The sequence below is a fragment of the Gammaproteobacteria bacterium genome, assembly GCA_021648145.1.
Lineage (GTDB): Bacteria > Pseudomonadota > Gammaproteobacteria > JAADGQ01 > JAADGQ01 > S141-38.
In genome coordinates, this window is record JAKITI010000021.1 from 1 (window position 1) to 15,696 (window position 15,696).

The following is a 15,696-nucleotide window of genomic DNA, read 5'->3' on the forward strand; positions in this document are numbered from 1 at the left end:
AAAGCACCAACCCATAGAGGGTTGGTGCTTTACACGAGCAACGATATAATTGAAGAGCCGGATGCGGTAATTCCGCACGTCCGGATCTGTGTGGGGGCGGTCAGGTAACTGGCCGTTCTACCACGACGGGCAGCACATATTTAGGATTTAGAGCAATAGGAGGAAAAATGAAGATAGAACTAGATGATTCAATCATGGAAAAAATTGATGTTGAAGAGGAAGAAGCGTTAGAGCTCCTAGCAATAGCACTCTACAAATATAAAGGTGTTCATGGATCTCTAGCGGGAAAGCTGATCGGTAAGACAGAGTTTGATTTTCATTCGCTCGTTTCCGATAAAGGTTCTACGATAAATTATGATGTAGATGACCTTGTCGATGACATTAAAAATAACGACAGTCAGATGCCCTCATAATCGACGAGGTTGCAGGAAGAACGGTTGCGAAAAAGTTGGGACAAAATATTATTGGGATGATTGGAGTTCTCATTGAAGCAAAAGAGAAAAGGCACATTCAATCTGTAAAGCCATACTTGGAGTAAATTGCACAACACTGGGTTCAGAATGAGTGAAGAACTGTATCAGTTGGCTTTACATAGGTCTGGCGAAACTCAAAGCAGGCAACGAAGGTAAATTGCCCTAACAAGGTGAATCCAGCGGATTGTCAAAAGTGGCACGAACGCCTTTTATAAAACAAATATGGGTGTTCATATTGAAATATTTTGGTGCGTGAAACGCCCTGCCAAAGCTACTACGCATTTGTGAAACGGTGCGCTGAAGATGTTTTTTAGCTCATGCCGAGGCTCTTTTTATAGTGGTCTCTTTGGGGGCTTCACGTAGAGTGGGCTTGCAAGGGTTGATTGTGACAACCAGATATCCGATCTCTATTCAAAGAATAACTTCTCTCAAAACGCTGGTGGCATAGCTTCCAGAAGTCAGGCTAAACTGTAATTGAAGTGTGGAGTGATCTAGCCAGTGCCATTGTAGATTTTTTGCTTGCAGGCGTGTGGCTCGGCGTTGTTGCTGGAGCCCGACATGCTCTAGCCCTGTCAGCCAGTCGCTGTATTTTGATAATATTTCTTCTTCAAACTGAAGTGCTTGCCCTGTTGTTTGTAACAGGCCACGCCCCCAAAGTGGGGCTGTGGGGTGGGTTTTCATAGACTCAAGATAGACATCCAGATTGCTGTTAGCGGCTCCTGTAATCAGGAGTTGCTCTGTTTCTGGATCAATCAGTCGATCACCAGCCATGCAACGATTCCATAAACCTTGTTTGACACGTTCAGAAAGTACGGTGTTGAAGAGGAACGAGCGTGCAGATGATATGTATAAACTGCGTTTGTGTCGTTCTTTAACCTGAACTTTATCCACTAATAGGTCGTGTGCATGTTGCAGGTTATTAAAGCCAAAGCGCTGGCTGCCAAAATAGTTGGGTACGCCATGTTCAGTGATGGTCTGCAAGCGTGATTCAGTAGCTTCTTTGCATCCTTTAAAATGGCGCAAAATGAGTTGGAAGCGATTACCAATCAGAGAACCACGTTTTAATTTTCTACGGTGACGTGTGACTTCAAGTATCGTAACTTCATCACTATTCAGCTCTAACCAATCGGGCTCTTGTTTGCCTGAAATGTTGACGGTAAAACTTTGGGTGGTGACAGCATGTCGATCTTTAATGCCTGCATAGCCAATATCAAGAAGCTTAACATTCGCGTGCTCTGCTAGTTGACGAGCAAGCCAATCGGTATTGGTGTGACGTTTTTTGATGACAAGCCAAGCATGATCACCTTCATGGTCGGGTTCAAAACTGGGCAGTTCTTCGACCTGAAAATCTTCAGTCTGGCTGCGAATAGTGGCACGGGCTTCGGGAGCGCCTTGGCTGTAAGCCAAAGAATCAATATGTGCCTGGCTCTCCATCACTCCTCCAGTAAAACGACAGCATGGGTAGATATTCCCTCTTTTCGGCCTGTAAACCCAAGGTTTTCAGTGGTTGTTGCTTTGACGTTTACACGGCTACTTTCGATTTTAAGGTCAGAGGCAATATTAGCGATCATGGTTGATATGTGTGGTGCAAGTTTGGGGGCTTGTGCAATGACGGTGACATCAATATTGGAAATGGTGAATTTTTTATCATGAATGAGTGCAGCAACGTTACGCAATAATATCCGACTGTCGATATTCTCAAATTGATCGCTGGTATCGGGAAAGTGTTTGCCTATATCGCCAAGCCCTGCTGCGCCCAGCAGGGCATCACACACGGCATGAATCAATACATCACCATCAGAATGAGCAATAAGCCCCCACGGATGAGCAATTTTTACGCCACCAATAATTAAATCACAATGCTGATCTGATTCATTGGCAAAGCGATGCACATCATAACCATGACCAATTCTCACGTTATGTTTCCTTTTGTTGTTTTAAATAAAGCTCTGCCAGGATGAGATCTTGCGGGTGTGTAATTTTAATATTATCCGCATGACCTTCAACTAATAAGGGCGTGAGACCCAGCCACTCAATTGCTGAAGCTTCGTCAGTGATGGGTTGATTTTGTGAGACGGCCAGTCGCAAGGCGCGTGTCAAATCATTCAGGCGAAACATTTGAGGAGTCAGAGCTCGCCATAGACCGCTGCGATCAATGGTTTCAGTAATATTGGTATTACAGTCAACACGTTTGACGGTATCTGCAACAGGAATTCCCAGCAACCCACCCACGGGATGGTCGGACAGTTTATCAATCAGTCGATCAATATCTTCGTGGCGCAGGCAGGGGCGAGCCGCGTCATGAACCAAAACCCAATCTTCAGGACTAGCATAAGCTGCAAGCCTTTCCAAAGCATTAAGCACGGAGTCACAGCGCTCTTTGCCCCCTTCGGCTTCTAGCAATAATTTATGACGATTCAGTGTACGAAGGCGATTCCAGTGAGGGTCGCCCTTTGAGGTCGCAACCACAATGCCATGAATCGCAGGGTGGCTTTCTAGGCATTGCAGCGTGTGTTCAATAACTGTTTTATCAGCGAGTTTCAGGTATTGCTTGGGAATGGATTTTCCCATGCGTTTGCCGCTTCCTGCAGCGGGAATAACGACCCAATAGAGTGGGGCGTTATTTTTTGAGGTCAATTTTGTAGTCAATGTTTTAAATTTAGTCGATTATTTGATAAAAAATTTCGCCTTTTTTAATCATGCCAAGCTCACTGCGGGCACGTTCTTCAATGGCATCTTCACCTTTTTTTAACCCCTGAACTTCAGCGGATAGACGTTGGTTTTCTTCGTGGAGCCGTTTATTTTCTTCTATTTGTTTCGATATTGTTTGCTGCATTTTTTTGACATCTTGCAATCCATCTTTGCCAAACCACAGCTTGGTTTGCAGAAAAACAGTTAATAACAATAGACAAAGAATAAAAAGTTTCATGGTATTAAGGCGCCATAAAGGCTCGGTTATGATAATGGTGCAAGCATATGAAGTATATCATTTAGAACCGCCAGTGTGGATTTTTGCGAAGTTTCAGTTATTTAAAATTTTAAATCGTTATGGTTTTTTAGTGGTTTTTTAAAAATCTTGTGACCCGCTTTACGCAGTGTAAACCCAGCAATAAACCCACCAGTGCCATCAGCAATAATATCTAGCACACTGGCATCCCTGCCCGGAATAAAATATTGATGAAACTCATCCGATATGCCGTAAGCAATAGTGAAAAGTGTGACAAGCCCGACCTGTTTCCAGCTCAGAGTGCCTTTCCATGGTTCTAGAGAGAGTGCAAACAGCCCTCCAAGTAAACCATAAGCGAGTATGTGCATGACTTTATCGCTATTGGAAAAGCTCGGTGCTACGTCGATATAGGGTAGAGATGACAGATAAAAAATAAAAGCCATCAAAGTGATGGTGAGCAGACGATAAAATTGATGGTTAAGTATCGGTAGCATTAATTTTTGACCTGAAAACAGTGGAAGTGAAATTGAGGTTGCCAGTGAATCTGGCGGCTATTCTAACAGATAATGGATTGCTTAATAAATGAACGACTCACACTGGCAAAAACGGGATATAAAAAACAAGGGTCGACGTTTAATTGTTACCCTATTTTTTATTATTTCTCTTGCCACTTGTGGTGGAGATGATAATGAAGAGCCTTCTGACAATCTTGGTAATACGAATCATTGCGAAGCATTAAATGAGTCGCGAAAAAGTACTACGATGTCTGAAATCATAAATATAACACCACGAGCCAGTCAGGGTGATCCACTCTATAAAAATCAATGGCATCTTGATCAGTCAAATAGTTTCGTGGGTGGTGATATCAATGTGACGTCTGTTTGGGCGCAGGGAATCAGAGGGCAGGGCGTTGTTGTTGCTGTGGTTGATGATGGTCTGGAGATCAATCATGAAGATCTTGTGGACAATATTGCACTTGGAAAGAGCCTTAATTACCTCTCTTCTGAAGAGCGAGCAGAGAGTGATCCAACGCCATTGCCAGGGTCGGGCGATTATCATGGTACTGCCGTTGCCGGTATTGTCGCAGCACGTGATTATAATAGTGTCGGTGGGCGAGGCGTTGCTCCGCGCGCTTCACTGGTGGGGTATAACCTGCTGCAACAATCTACTTTTTTAAACTCAGCTCATGCCATGTTAAACAACAAAGATATCGTTGCAGTGTCAAATAATAGTTGGAGTTTTGCAGCTGATGATACAGGTGAATTAGTAGCATCACATGCGTCATGGCGCAATGCAATAAAGAGTGGCGTGAAGGCACGAAATGGCAAAGGTATCAGCTACGTTTTTGCAGCAGGAAACGGAGGGGAGCGCAACGTTGATAACTCCAATTATGATGGTTACGTCAATAATCGTTATGTACTGGCCATTTGCTCTGTCGGAAATTTTGGAAAAAAAGCGACTTACTCTGAAAAAGGTGCAAATTTATGGGTTTGTGCACCTTCATTGGGTGATGCAGGCATCGGTATTACAACAACAGATTTATCAGGCAATGAAGGGCTGAACCCTTCATCAGATAGTCGCGACTCTAGTGATAAAAATTACACCTATCGTTTTGGGGGAACCTCAGCATCTGCGCCTATTGTTTCTGGTGTGATTGCTCTGATACTGGAAAAAAATCCTGACCTTGGGTGGCGTGATATACGGATGATATTGGCACGTTCGGCCGTCAAAAATGATCAAGCAGACTCTGACTGGAAAATATCAAGTGGTGATTATCCTTACAACATTAACCATAAATACGGGTTTGGTGCCGTGGATGCGGCAGCGGCTGTTTTAATGGCGGAAGGGTGGAGTATTTTAGAGGATGAAGAAATTTTTGAAACAGTGCCCTCTGAGTTAAACCAATTGATTCCAGACGATGACAAGAGCCCAGTGATTGATACTATTACCGTGAGTGAAAATCATATTGTCGAGTATGTTGATGTGATTGTAGATATTGAACATGCTGATATAGGTGATTTAACAATTACTTTAACATCTCCCATGGGGACTCGGAGCACGCTTGCTGAAACGCATGACTGTCAAAATGAATGTGGCGTGGCAGTGCAATGCCAATCCGCTTTTGATCAATGGAGTTTTGGAGTGGCTCGGCACCTTGAAGAACGCTCACAAGGTGAGTGGCAACTCTCCGTTGTTGATAACAAAACGGGTATTCAAGGAAAAATTAAATCATGGAAGTTGAAAATTTATGGGCGACCCACAGGAGAGTGATTCAATGTTAAAGCAATATACGGTGGGAGTGCTGCTGATGGTTGCCCTGTTTGGTTGCCAGGCCGGAATGCCAGTTGGTCAACAACCAGAACCTCAGTTAGATGAAAGTTATACATGGTTTGATGGTGAGAGGTATCATTCAGTTTGGCTCAATCCTAATGAAATCGCTGAATTTTTAAGTAATGATCGACAACAAAATTTGAGAGTGAATCGTCGCTCTTTAACTGCTGGAATGAGGCTATTGAAAGAGCAGGGTAATTTGCGTATCTGGCAAGTTCCGAAAAAAGAGGTCGAAACCTCAGCGGGTCTCAAATTGCGATCGGTTCAACAACAAGAGCATGCAGCGAACTTTTCCGAAGTGTTTCATACAACCACAGTCACTCACTCTCCACGAATGGCGTTGCCCGGGAATATTATTGTTGCTTTCTCTGAAGGTTGGAATTTACAGAAAGCCGATCAATGGTTTGAAGCAAAAGGGCTGAAAATATTGAAACCCGTCATAGAAAAACAAGGGGTCTTTTTAGTGAAGAGTGAGAGTGGCTTGGCTTCTTTGCTATTAGCAAATGAACTGAATAAAGCGAGCGAAGTGCGCTATGCCATGCCCGATTGGTGGAAAGAGATATTTAAGCGTTGAATTTACAGGAAGCCTGTTTATGGCAGTATTTCAATCGGTGTGCCTGCTTGTACTAACTCCCATATCTCATCCATTTCAGCATCAGTGACTGCGATACAACCATCTGTCCAGTTAAACTGTTGAGCCAACCATGACAATGAACCCTGACCATTTTTCTGGCCATGAATCATGATTAGATTGCCAGGATCAACCCCCTTCGCTTGAGCTCTTTTTTTGTCATCTTCATTGGGATATGAAATATGAATTGACTTGTAAAATGCACTGTCTGACTTTTTATAATCGAGAATATATTTTCCTTCCGGAGTTCGCTGATCTCCTTCTTGCTGTTTATGACCTATCGGGTTACCGCCAAAAACAACGTTGTATTTTTTCACTTGCTCCCCCTCATAGAGGAGGTACATTTTTTTTTCTGATTTGTTGACGAGCACATAGTCAACTTTGCTTGAAGCTGCACTCATACTTGAAAAGATTAAGCTAAATATCAGTATTGAATATTTGATGGGAAACGACCTGCTTTAATGGCTTGTAAAAATGACCGTAATTTAGCATTTTTTATATTTGTAGTCACTTGAAAAAATGTGTGGCTTCATATCATATTTTGAAGCCTTGCAAATAAATTTTTTCTGTACTCTGTTAGGGTTATAAAAGTTTCTCATTTTTCATGGGGGAAGAGGGCGCTATAATACGTGCTTATATACAGGACAACGTAATTTTTTGTGAGGTTATGGTGATGAATATCAAAATACAAAAACGAATGATGGTTGTTTTTTTACCATTGCTTTTATTGGTGGGGTGTGGAGGTGATGATAATGATGTCTCTTCTGTTACAGATGCGCAGGCCAAGTCAGCGGCCACAGAAGGGATCACAAGAAGTATTAATGCCAACCTTGGAGGCGCAGGTGAATTGGCAAATAACTCAACAGCGATTCAGACGGCTATCAATGGAGGCCGTGTGGGTACGCAAAGCCGATCTATATCGTTTCGTGCTATGAATAACGATGCCCTTCTGTTGACGAATGAAATTGAGAGCAAGATCGACTCTATTTTAAATAAATTATTGAGCAATGGCGTACGCGATGGCGATACCATTACTTATGACCCTGATGAAAATACTTTATGTGCAGATGAGTGGGGCAGTGATTTATCTGCATTAATTGATGGCGATAATATGAGCGGTACGATGGCTGAATGTATCGATATGTTCAGTCATATCACATTGATGTTAACCATCATTTCCGATAATGAAGGAACTCTGGTAATCAAATATGATGGCTTTTCAATGATGGTGATTGGATATGCTCCAAACAGTGCTTATTTTGAGACTGATCTAGCGCAGTTGAAATTGATTTATGAAGACGTCGCTGAAGAAGAAGGTGACTCCAATAATATGGTTTCTCCTGCTACTTTTGAAGGTGTAACAAGGCTGACTTTTACGGTACTAGGAACTAATTATGGCCGAGTAACATTATCGATTGAGGATGCTATTAACGTTGTGGATCAAACTGAAAACAAAGAGATTAATGTTCATCTCGGCGCTACACCCAAAGTGTTTGAGGTTACCATTAATGGCTCCAATGAGACGGCATCTATAGAGGTGGGTTTGGTTGCAGTTCAAGCTCTTGTCCCTCTTGGTGATAATGATGACGGTGGAATCATTCAGCAAGCTAGATTTGACCTTAAGGGGCTTACTTTGAAAGCTGAGCTTGAAACAGGGGGTGATAAAATGGTGTTCACCAATGTTGGGATAGGTAGTGGCCCGTTTACCTTTAATGTGCTTGATCCAAGTGCGTTAACTGAAAATGATGATCAACTTGATCTCAGCCTGGCATTGAGTACCTTTGGTTTTTCAGTGAATGGATTGACAGATACTATTTTATTTGACAGTCCTTTTTCAATGGTGCTTGACGTTAATGATGTATTTGGTATTTTTGCGGATTTAGCAACAACCAACAGCAGCTTGAATGTTGATATTGTTGAAAATACGGAACTTAAACCTTTGGATGATGTTATGAAGGTTAACAGCGGTTCAGTTTCAGTGGAAGGCACAGGTGATTTTACCGGCTCTGTAATGTACACAGCCGCTCAGTGCTTTACCTCAGGAGGTAAAGGTGATTTCGCATTAGTGGATGCCGCTTGCCCATAGATTATTTCTTGACATCAGATGCTTTAAACAGGGATGTTTCAGGGTGGAATGCATACCAGGCAAACCAGTAGCTGGTAATGCCTGGAAGCTCCTTGCCATCTTTATCAAAAATACGGGCGCTTTGATTGGCAGTATCGTAATCAATCTTGAGTGTTTTGCCATTAAATATCTCTTTTACAGAGCCATTGGTCTGGCTCAGTTCGGAAAAAGGATAGGCTTTAAACTTACCGTTGACCTCAATGCCTAGCACCCGTTCTTTCGGGTGATATCTGGGGTCACGATGTGCCACAGGAAAATAAATACCTTCACTATCTTCATAGCCAGCATAAGGGTCGCGTGAGTAATCTCGAGAGTGACCCGTATCAGTGGAGAGCACGAGGCTGTCGGGATAACGTTGTTTCCAACTGCCCCAAGTGGTGTGCTCCAGTGGAATCAACGTAAGCGGTGTTCCCTTCATGGAGCCTGCGATCGCCTTGCTTGCAATTTGTGACCAGAGAGATTCAGTCTCACGATCATAAAGTAATACGTCACTATTATAGAGTAGACCAGAGACACCAAAAGTCAGCAGCCGCTGACCGGCTTTAGCTTTAAACCCAACACCAGTGCCACACAGCGGACAATAGGTGATGACTACTTTTTCGTGCCCGATCTGATCATTGACAATCTCATGCCAGTTCAAAATAGAAATAGGATAAGCCTTAAACTTACCGTTGCGTTTTATCCCCAATACTCGATCATTATGTTTTAGAAAATCGACTTTATTGGCCTTGATAAACTTTGGTTTATCTAATGCGGGGATACCATCTCGCGGTGGCCCACCCTGATAAATTTCATCAGCAGGAATCAGGCTGCCGCGTACATCAAAACCATTGTATCTATCAGCCTGGGCAGCGGTGCTTATAAATAGGCAAATCAGAAGTAAGCTTTTTATTGAGTGTTTCATGAAAATATAGCCGTGCAGTTTCCAGGCTGAAGAACCAGCCTTGAAAAATTAGCATAATAGGCCATTACACTTGCAGGATCCAGGTAGCATTTATTGGGTTTTAATGCTATCGTTTTGCTATCAATCAGTAGGGTTAAGTTCATGTCTCAATTACTCGTTCGCAATCTAGATGAAGAAACTGTCAAAAACCTGAAACGCAGGGCGATAGCTAATCATCGTTCATTACAAGCAGAAGTTGCTTTAATATTGGAAAATGCAGCCAAAATACAATCGTCAAGTTTTTGGAAAGGTGCACAAACGATCCGTGAGCAACTTGTGCAATCCAATAAAACCTTTTCTGATAGTAGCCTGCTTGTACGTGAAGAGCGTGATAGATGAATTATGTGCTTGATGCCAGTGTGGTCATGAAATGGTTTATTCCTGAAGTGCATTGGGAGAAAGCTGCACTGCTAAAAAGCTATTCTGAATCCAGCCTGCATGCCCCTGATTTTTTTCAATTGGAATGTACGAGTATTCTGAGCAAGAAGGTTCGCCGCAAAGAGTTGCAAATGAGCGAAGCCAGTATGATTCAAGAGCTTCTTTTAACGGTGCCAGTTCATGTTTACCCTTGGCAGGATTTGTTGATTGAAGCTGGGCAGGTCGCTCATGAAACCTATCGTAGTGTTTATGATTGTTTATACCTTGTATTGGCAAAGCACTTAAATGGCAAAATGATTACGGCGGACAAAAAACTCTACCTTGCCATGAAAGGCTCTGCTGAATGGGGAAGCCATTTGCTTTGGGTGGAGAATATTCTCGATTCTCAAGGCTATTGACTGGTAGTTTTGTGATGTTGATGCTTGCTTCTGGAGGTATCGCAATCGCTTGGATAACCTCGCAGTTTAAGCAGCCTAAGGATGGATAAGCTTGCGCCATCCGCCGTCATGGTAACACCAATGTTTTTTTCACACAGGATTGATACAATAAATGCTTAGATTACATTTATTTTCTGATTATTGGAGGGCGTGACATGCCAAATATTGATTTGGGCGATCCATATGAAGCGTATGTGAAAGGTCTGATTCATACCGGTCTATATAGCACTTATGCCGAAGTGGTCAAGGATGCGCTTCGCCTGCACATGAACAATGATACATGTTCAAAGCGCATAGCGACGATCAACGCGACCCTGGCCGAAGGCGAAGCCGATATTAAAGCTGGACGTGTTAAATCGTACAGTCCCGGATTGATTGACCAACTGACAGACGAAGTTTTACGCGAAAATGGCTAAAAGAAAATATGCCGTTCAGCTTTCGGAGCGGGCACAAAAGGATTTCAAAGCCATTCAGCGCTATACGCTCAAACGATACGGCGAAAATCAGGTTTTGAAATATTCAACAATGATAAAATCAAGCATTGAAAATATTGCTGGAAACCCTGCACTGTATGGCCACTCCCGCCTCGATATTCCTGAACGGTACAGGTCTCATCAGGTTGGTGAACATAGCATCATATACCGCGTGGACGAAAACAAAATATTCATTGTTGCCCTGCTGCATGGAAGGATGGACTTCAGGAATCAGCTTCAATAAAAAATCGGGGTCAAAGTGAAATACAATATTCAGTTTGAATGATTCCCAAAACACGGGCGAACACACAGGTTCGCCCCTACATAGGGTGGTGCAATGGTTTAAAACGATGACCACCAGCGAATATATTCGTGGCATAAGTCTCGTTCCTAAATGGCTGATTTGTGATGTTTATGCTCGCTTCTGGAAGCATCACAATCACTTGGATCGCCACGCAGTTTAAGCAGACCATGTTTCAGAGCGACTAATATGGCATCAATATTTTCTACGGCTGCTCTTTTCGATCCAGGCAGATTGATAATCAAGGTCGAACCTCTCATGCCCGATGCGCAGCGTGAGAGCATGGCGTGGGGCGTTTTGGCCATTGATGCGTAACGCATCGCTTCATCAAAGCCGGGAGTGAGGCGATCGACTACCGCTCGTGTCGCTTCAGGGGTGACATCTCTGGGCGAAAAGCCGGTGCCACCGGCGGTGACAATCAGGTCGATAGAGTGTTTGTCACAATAGTGTTTGAGACGTTCGGATATGAGCTGTTGTTCGTCAGGAATAATCTCGGTGTGACAGATTTGTGCGCCGATTCCCTGTTCCAGTCGTTCACAGGTGGCGGGCCCAGCAGTATCCACTGCTTCGCCACGTGAGCAGCGATCACTAATGGTTAAAACAACCGCTTGAATCTGGCTTCGGGGCACGACATCCAGAAGCTTTACATGATCTCCAGTATTCACAGTGCCACCACGTTCTACACGGGCAAACAGACCGACACGAGCCATGATGTGGTCATCACTCATACGAACAACATTATCTGTCGGGTGAAGTGTTTTACCCACTTGTGAGATCGACAGAATCACCTCTTCACCTAATTGTAAGCGGCTGCCCATACCAAGATCGGCAGAGTTGATTCCTTCGAGAGTGATATTTTCAGAAAATGCGCCCGGTTTAAGAGCTGGTTTTCCTAACGCCCGAATATCCTCTTCGGTAAGAAGGCTGACCTGTCGGTGCTGCTCTTTGGCATGGGCATCATTCAGAATACCTTCATTTTCTTTAAAAACAAGGGCGCTTACGGGGTGCTTTACACCACCTTTTTTTGGATTTACGCAGAGATATTTGATTGTTGCCATTGTTATTCTCCAGATTTTTAGATTACGGAAATAACTGTACCTTTACTGTTTCACCTGCTTTATATTCACCCTGATTTTCGGGTAAAACCAAAAAGCTGTTGGCTTGAACCATTGAAGTCAGTATGCCACTTCCCTGAGCACCTGTCAGACGAACCCGGTAACGACCTTCGTCATAAGTGGTGACCGCTCGTGCAAAATGACGGCGGCCAGAGTGGATGCTGATATCTTCATCAAGAGTCGCATCGACTTCAGTTAGAAAAAGTTGTTGCATTCCCATAATCTTGCGCATGACGGGGAGAACAAACTGGTAGAAGGCAACCATGCAAGCGACAGGATTACCAGGCAGACCAAACAACAGCTTTTGCTTGCCGCCAGAATCGAGAGCTGGCAGAACACCGAAAGCCACCGGATGGCCAGGACGCATTTTGACGCGCCAAAACTTCATTTCACAGCCAATTTCAGCCAATACATCTTTAACAAAATCATATTTACCCACAGAGACCCCGCCTATGACCAAGGCAATATCAGCATCAAGTGCTTGACGCATTTTTTGCTCCAGATTTTCTTTAGTATCGCGTGCATTTTCGATAAATATGGGTAGGCCGCCACTTTCACTGATCTGGGCTGCAATGGAGTAAGCGTTGCTATTGACGATTTTTTCGGGGCCAAGATCTTCTCCAGGCTCCACCAGTTCGTTGCCAGTGGTGAGCACACTTATTTTTGGTTGTTGATAAAATTGACTCCAGACCACGCCAGCGGTGGCTAACATACCTATTTCACCGGGTCTGCAACGTGTTCCTGCTTCGATGACTTTATGGTACAGCGAGACATCTTCGCCACGTCTACGAATATTTCCGCCTTTGTTATTAGGGCGAAGAATCTTAACTAAACTACCATCAAGCTCGGTATCTTCAATGCGAACGACTGTATCAGCACCACTGGGTACAGGGGCTCCGGTCATGATCTGAATGGCTTCGTTAATGCCTACTTTCTGGGTTGATAACTCTCCTGCACGTACTTCGCCAATAATTTGAAGCATTGCGGGGGTTTCAGGGGTTGCGTCACAGATATCATCCCAGCGTACGGCAAAGCCATCCATCGCAGAATTATCCCATGGTGGATGTTCACGCTGAGAGCAGATGTCATGAGCCAGTACGCGCCCCAGTGCGGCTGTTAACGGAAGACGTTCGCTGTTGATGAGACCAGTATGCTCTAAACATATTTTTATAGCTTCATCGACAGGTATGTTAGTGACTTTGTTTGTTTGAACAGGCATCTTCAATCCACAGGTTGAGTAATTTTGCTTTTTTCGTTCCCATGCTTCTGCGTGGGCATGCATTACGTGCTCGCATACAGTAAGGTATGGGTTTCCACGCAGGAGCGTGGGAACCAGAGGCGGAGTATCAGGAAATTATATCAGAACTTCACGTTAACATTGAGCTGGAGGCGGTCATGGCTTTTAGCTTGATCATCAATGCCCTCTTTGATGATATCAGTGGCATAGTAACGCAGATCAATACCGGTATTTTTTGCAACTTTCATGTCGAGTTGTAATCGGTAGCCTTCAAAGTTATCCGCTGAATTTTGTGCAGAAGGGAAATTATCCTGAGTGAACAGGCCGTCGCCCAGTGTCGCATTGGCTTCTACACTATAGTAATAAGCACGCACACCAAATATATCATTGATTTTGTATCGAGTATGTATGACATACGCTGTTTTTTCTTCATCAGCATTACCAGCGATATATTCAGCACCGACTCTCCAGTTTGCACCCTTTAATTGAGCACTCAAGGATGTATGGGTATCAGAATTAAGATTCAGGACATTATCAGGATCATCCACTTTGGCACCACCTAAAGCGCCAGTGAATTTCAAACCGTCCCATTCAGTATTGTATACCGCTTGGGCGATGACGGCGGTGATGTCGTCATTTCCTGTATCCCAGCCACCATCCACCAACATTGCATAGGCTCCATTCAAAGTCACTGGCCCAGCTTGGTATACTGCTGCAAATGCTTCTGCGGTGATATCGGTATCCCAGAATACTTCAGTTTGTTGCCAAAAATTAAGTGGAGTTTTACCCGCGATGACGGTGAGATTTTCAACGCCTGTAAAAGCGATGTAGGCGATATCAACGCCCATATTCATGTCTGCAGAGGTATCACCTACTGTGCCCCAGGTTACATGTGGTGAAGGAAGTGCTGAGCCAGTGGCCAGACGAATTTTACCTGACCATGCGTCATTCGCCTGATAACTGGCTCCAATTCGTGCACGATAACGAGTACGGTCTCTTTTTCGATCCGTATTATCCTGTTTTGTCTGTTTGTCTGACTCCATACGTAAGCGCACATCGCCGAATAGTTTGACTGTGCCGTCATCGTTTACATTAACGGCGGCATTGGCCACGCTGCTTATACCCAATGCAGAGACTGTTATTGCCGCACAAGCGATTCCAGTGGTCGCACGTTTAAAATTTTTCTTGTCAATCATCATCTTGTTCCCCATCAATCATAAAATGAAATATCTCGTAAAAAACGGCTGTTAATAAACCCTTAGCCTCTATTTGAGCTATGACCCCTAGAGTAAAAGAGTGGGTAAAAAACAACGTCATAATGTTTATAGGCATAAATTGTGCCACATGCTTGTTGTTTTATTACAATAGATGAAGAATGTTTTATCCTGTTTTATTGGTGGCTGTAACGTGTTGAAACATAAAAAATAGTTATTGGTATAGACGGGCAGTGTTTGTTTCTTTTTTACAACACTAAAGAAGAGCAATCGTGGGTGGATAATAAAGTAGAATGCTTTGTTCAGGGGAGGGCGCTGGTTTGAACGAGATGTTTAATTTTTTATTTTAAATATTTTTCTATCGAATTTGCTCGATGCTTATTTCTAATATATCAAGTTTATCCCAAGCTGTGTCTGCGGTCAGTATGGTCTTTCCTGTGCTCATGCCCAGCTGTAAGCAGATTCTATCGGCAAGTGAAAGCCCTAGATTTTTACAGGGAAGCCATAATGATGCACATAATTCAGCCTGCTCTGATGAGAAGGGGGTGATTTTCAGGCCAACCTCTTCTAGTGCTGGTCGCATATTTGCGGCATCGGGGTCATATCTGATTAGTTTTTGTACAACCTCTGACCAATTTACGGCACTGATGGAGCAATGGTGCAATTCTAACTGTACACGCTCTGCTCCAGGTTCATTTTGTATGAGTGCTAATAAAGCAGAAGCATCTAAAATCAAGAGTCTTCCTTCATTGCTTCTTGCCGACGTTCTTGTATGAGTTCTTTGGAAAGGCTTTGTTTAATGAAGCCGAAACGGTGTTGTAATTTTTGTATTACATCATCTGTTTTTTCGAGAACAATTTTTTGATTATCCAGATGTAATCGCAAACGTTGTCCTTGTTTTAAACCAAGGGATTTGCGGATACTTGCAGGGATAACAATACGACCATTTTGACCGAGAGATATGTTTAATTCTTGCATGATAAATACCTGGTTACCATTAGGGTGAATGCGACATAAATATATTTTACCATACTTTATATATGGCAAGTATTGAGGTATAAAACTCACTGTGGAAAAAAGTGTAATGATTT

General features: G+C 43.4%; 20 protein-coding genes. 8 read left to right on the plus strand and 12 right to left on the minus strand.

The window, feature by feature from the left end:
- Nucleotides 1-167 precede the first annotated feature (167 nt).
- Nucleotides 168-413 (plus strand): UPF0175 family protein, encoded by a 246-nt coding sequence (locus tag L3J70_11530; protein MCF6236981.1) that lies wholly within the window; start codon nt 168-170, stop codon nt 411-413.
- Nucleotides 414-884: 471 nt separating this feature from the next.
- Here L3J70_11530 and L3J70_11535 read toward each other — a convergent pair whose 3' ends face one another.
- The 5 genes from L3J70_11535 to L3J70_11555 all read right to left on the minus strand — a co-directional run bounded on the left by L3J70_11535 (nt 885) and on the right by L3J70_11555 (nt 3,914).
- Nucleotides 885-1,907 carry a tRNA pseudouridine(13) synthase TruD gene (locus tag L3J70_11535; GenBank protein ID MCF6236982.1) on the minus strand — a complete coding sequence of 341 codons (1,023 nt, stop codon included), beginning with the start codon at nt 1,905-1,907 and terminating at the stop codon, nt 885-887.
- On the minus strand, nt 1,907-2,389 hold the full coding sequence (gene ispF / locus L3J70_11540) for a 2-C-methyl-D-erythritol 2,4-cyclodiphosphate synthase (protein MCF6236983.1): 483 nt from the start codon (nt 2,387-2,389) through the stop codon (nt 1,907-1,909). The genes L3J70_11535 and ispF overlap by 1 nt, the downstream gene beginning before the upstream one ends.
- Nucleotide 2,390: 1 nt before the next feature.
- On the minus strand, nt 2,391-3,044 hold the full coding sequence (gene ispD, locus L3J70_11545) for a 2-C-methyl-D-erythritol 4-phosphate cytidylyltransferase (protein ID MCF6236984.1): 654 nt from the start codon (nt 3,042-3,044) through the stop codon (nt 2,391-2,393).
- 88 nt (nt 3,045-3,132) lie between these two features.
- Nucleotides 3,133-3,402, minus strand: a complete 270-nt coding sequence (gene ftsB, locus L3J70_11550) for a cell division protein FtsB (protein MCF6236985.1) — start codon at nt 3,400-3,402, stop codon at nt 3,133-3,135.
- 101 nt (nt 3,403-3,503) lie between these two features.
- Nucleotides 3,504-3,914: a VanZ family protein gene (locus L3J70_11555; GenBank protein MCF6236986.1), complete on the minus strand. Its 411-nt coding sequence runs from the start codon at nt 3,912-3,914 to the stop codon at nt 3,504-3,506.
- Between the two features lie 88 nt (nt 3,915-4,002).
- Here L3J70_11555 and L3J70_11560 point away from each other — a divergent pair, with 88 nt between their 5' ends.
- Both L3J70_11560 and L3J70_11565 read left to right on the plus strand, forming a co-directional pair.
- Nucleotides 4,003-5,691, plus strand: a complete 1,689-nt coding sequence (locus L3J70_11560; protein MCF6236987.1) for a S8 family serine peptidase — start codon at nt 4,003-4,005, stop codon at nt 5,689-5,691.
- A gap of 4 nt (nt 5,692-5,695) precedes the next feature.
- The gene (locus L3J70_11565; GenBank protein ID MCF6236988.1) at nt 5,696-6,325 is read left to right on the plus strand and encodes a hypothetical protein; all 630 of its coding nucleotides are present in this window, start codon (nt 5,696-5,698) and stop codon (nt 6,323-6,325) included.
- A 17-nt stretch (nt 6,326-6,342) separates the two neighbouring features.
- Here L3J70_11565 and L3J70_11570 read toward each other — a convergent pair whose 3' ends face one another.
- On the minus strand, nt 6,343-6,783 hold the full coding sequence (locus L3J70_11570) for a L,D-transpeptidase family protein (GenBank protein ID MCF6236989.1): 441 nt from the start codon (nt 6,781-6,783) through the stop codon (nt 6,343-6,345).
- 272 nt (nt 6,784-7,055) lie between these two features.
- Between L3J70_11570 and L3J70_11575 the strand changes: the two genes are divergently transcribed.
- Nucleotides 7,056-8,468, plus strand: a complete 1,413-nt coding sequence (locus L3J70_11575; GenBank protein ID MCF6236990.1) for a hypothetical protein — start codon at nt 7,056-7,058, stop codon at nt 8,466-8,468.
- Between the two features lies 1 nt (nt 8,469).
- Here the strand turns inward: L3J70_11575 and L3J70_11580 are convergent, their stop codons facing one another.
- Complete coding sequence (locus L3J70_11580; protein ID MCF6236991.1) at nt 8,470-9,411, minus strand: DUF3179 domain-containing protein; 942 nt, start codon at nt 9,409-9,411, stop codon at nt 8,470-8,472.
- Between the two features lie 141 nt (nt 9,412-9,552).
- Between L3J70_11580 and L3J70_11585 the strand changes: the two genes are divergently transcribed.
- The 4 genes from L3J70_11585 (at nt 9,553) to L3J70_11600 (ending at nt 10,982) form a co-directional block, all read left to right on the plus strand.
- Nucleotides 9,553-9,789, plus strand: a complete 237-nt coding sequence (locus tag L3J70_11585) for a hypothetical protein (protein MCF6236992.1) — start codon at nt 9,553-9,555, stop codon at nt 9,787-9,789.
- Nucleotides 9,786-10,226 (plus strand): type II toxin-antitoxin system VapC family toxin, encoded by a 441-nt coding sequence (locus tag L3J70_11590; protein MCF6236993.1) that lies wholly within the window; start codon nt 9,786-9,788, stop codon nt 10,224-10,226. The genes L3J70_11585 and L3J70_11590 overlap by 4 nt, the downstream gene beginning before the upstream one ends.
- A 194-nt stretch (nt 10,227-10,420) precedes the next feature.
- On the plus strand, nt 10,421-10,681 hold the full coding sequence (locus L3J70_11595; protein MCF6236994.1) for a type II toxin-antitoxin system ParD family antitoxin: 261 nt from the start codon (nt 10,421-10,423) through the stop codon (nt 10,679-10,681).
- Nucleotides 10,674-10,982: a type II toxin-antitoxin system RelE/ParE family toxin gene (locus L3J70_11600; GenBank protein MCF6236995.1), complete on the plus strand. Its 309-nt coding sequence runs from the start codon at nt 10,674-10,676 to the stop codon at nt 10,980-10,982. The genes L3J70_11595 and L3J70_11600 overlap by 8 nt, the downstream gene beginning before the upstream one ends.
- A gap of 146 nt (nt 10,983-11,128) precedes the next feature.
- On the opposite strand, the gene L3J70_11605 is transcribed toward L3J70_11600, so the two are convergent.
- From L3J70_11605 to L3J70_11625, 5 genes are all read right to left on the minus strand, one after another.
- Nucleotides 11,129-12,097, minus strand: a complete 969-nt coding sequence (locus tag L3J70_11605; GenBank protein ID MCF6236996.1) for a molybdopterin-binding protein — start codon at nt 12,095-12,097, stop codon at nt 11,129-11,131.
- A 22-nt stretch (nt 12,098-12,119) separates the two neighbouring features.
- Nucleotides 12,120-13,373 (minus strand): molybdopterin molybdotransferase MoeA, encoded by a 1,254-nt coding sequence (locus L3J70_11610; protein MCF6236997.1) that lies wholly within the window; start codon nt 13,371-13,373, stop codon nt 12,120-12,122.
- A 140-nt stretch (nt 13,374-13,513) separates the two neighbouring features.
- Nucleotides 13,514-14,590, minus strand: coding sequence for a putative porin (locus tag L3J70_11615; protein ID MCF6236998.1), 1,077 nt, complete (start codon nt 14,588-14,590; stop codon nt 13,514-13,516).
- A 373-nt stretch (nt 14,591-14,963) separates the two neighbouring features.
- A complete protein-coding gene (locus L3J70_11620; GenBank protein ID MCF6236999.1) occupies nt 14,964-15,341 on the minus strand; it encodes a type II toxin-antitoxin system VapC family toxin in 378 nt (125 codons plus the stop codon).
- Nucleotides 15,338-15,583: an AbrB/MazE/SpoVT family DNA-binding domain-containing protein gene (locus tag L3J70_11625; GenBank protein MCF6237000.1), complete on the minus strand. Its 246-nt coding sequence runs from the start codon at nt 15,581-15,583 to the stop codon at nt 15,338-15,340. The genes L3J70_11620 and L3J70_11625 overlap by 4 nt, the downstream gene beginning before the upstream one ends.
- Between the last annotated feature and the right edge of the window lie 113 nt (nt 15,584-15,696).

Coding starts and splice junctions, on each gene's coding strand:
- L3J70_11530 (MCF6236981.1), top strand. CDS start 168: ATGAAGATAGAACTAGATGATTCAATCATGGAAAAAATTGATGTTGAA.
- L3J70_11535 (MCF6236982.1), bottom strand. CDS start 1,907: ATGGAGAGCCAGGCACATATTGATTCTTTGGCTTACAGCCAAGGCGCT.
- ispD (MCF6236984.1), bottom strand. CDS start 3,044: ATGGGAAAATCCATTCCCAAGCAATACCTGAAACTCGCTGATAAAACA.
- ftsB (MCF6236985.1), bottom strand. CDS start 3,402: ATGAAACTTTTTATTCTTTGTCTATTGTTATTAACTGTTTTTCTGCAA.
- L3J70_11555 (MCF6236986.1), bottom strand. CDS start 3,914: ATGCTACCGATACTTAACCATCAATTTTATCGTCTGCTCACCATCACT.
- L3J70_11560 (MCF6236987.1), top strand. CDS start 4,003: ATGAACGACTCACACTGGCAAAAACGGGATATAAAAAACAAGGGTCGA.
- L3J70_11565 (MCF6236988.1), top strand. CDS start 5,696: ATGTTAAAGCAATATACGGTGGGAGTGCTGCTGATGGTTGCCCTGTTT.
- L3J70_11570 (MCF6236989.1), bottom strand. CDS start 6,783: ATGAGTGCAGCTTCAAGCAAAGTTGACTATGTGCTCGTCAACAAATCA.
- L3J70_11575 (MCF6236990.1), top strand. CDS start 7,056: ATGAATATCAAAATACAAAAACGAATGATGGTTGTTTTTTTACCATTG.
- L3J70_11580 (MCF6236991.1), bottom strand. CDS start 9,411: ATGAAACACTCAATAAAAAGCTTACTTCTGATTTGCCTATTTATAAGC.
- L3J70_11585 (MCF6236992.1), top strand. CDS start 9,553: ATGTCTCAATTACTCGTTCGCAATCTAGATGAAGAAACTGTCAAAAAC.
- L3J70_11590 (MCF6236993.1), top strand. CDS start 9,786: ATGAATTATGTGCTTGATGCCAGTGTGGTCATGAAATGGTTTATTCCT.
- L3J70_11595 (MCF6236994.1), top strand. CDS start 10,421: ATGCCAAATATTGATTTGGGCGATCCATATGAAGCGTATGTGAAAGGT.
- L3J70_11600 (MCF6236995.1), top strand. CDS start 10,674: ATGGCTAAAAGAAAATATGCCGTTCAGCTTTCGGAGCGGGCACAAAAG.
- L3J70_11605 (MCF6236996.1), bottom strand. CDS start 12,097: ATGGCAACAATCAAATATCTCTGCGTAAATCCAAAAAAAGGTGGTGTA.
- L3J70_11610 (MCF6236997.1), bottom strand. CDS start 13,373: ATGCCTGTTCAAACAAACAAAGTCACTAACATACCTGTCGATGAAGCT.
- L3J70_11615 (MCF6236998.1), bottom strand. CDS start 14,590: ATGATGATTGACAAGAAAAATTTTAAACGTGCGACCACTGGAATCGCT.
- L3J70_11625 (MCF6237000.1), bottom strand. CDS start 15,583: ATGCAAGAATTAAACATATCTCTCGGTCAAAATGGTCGTATTGTTATC.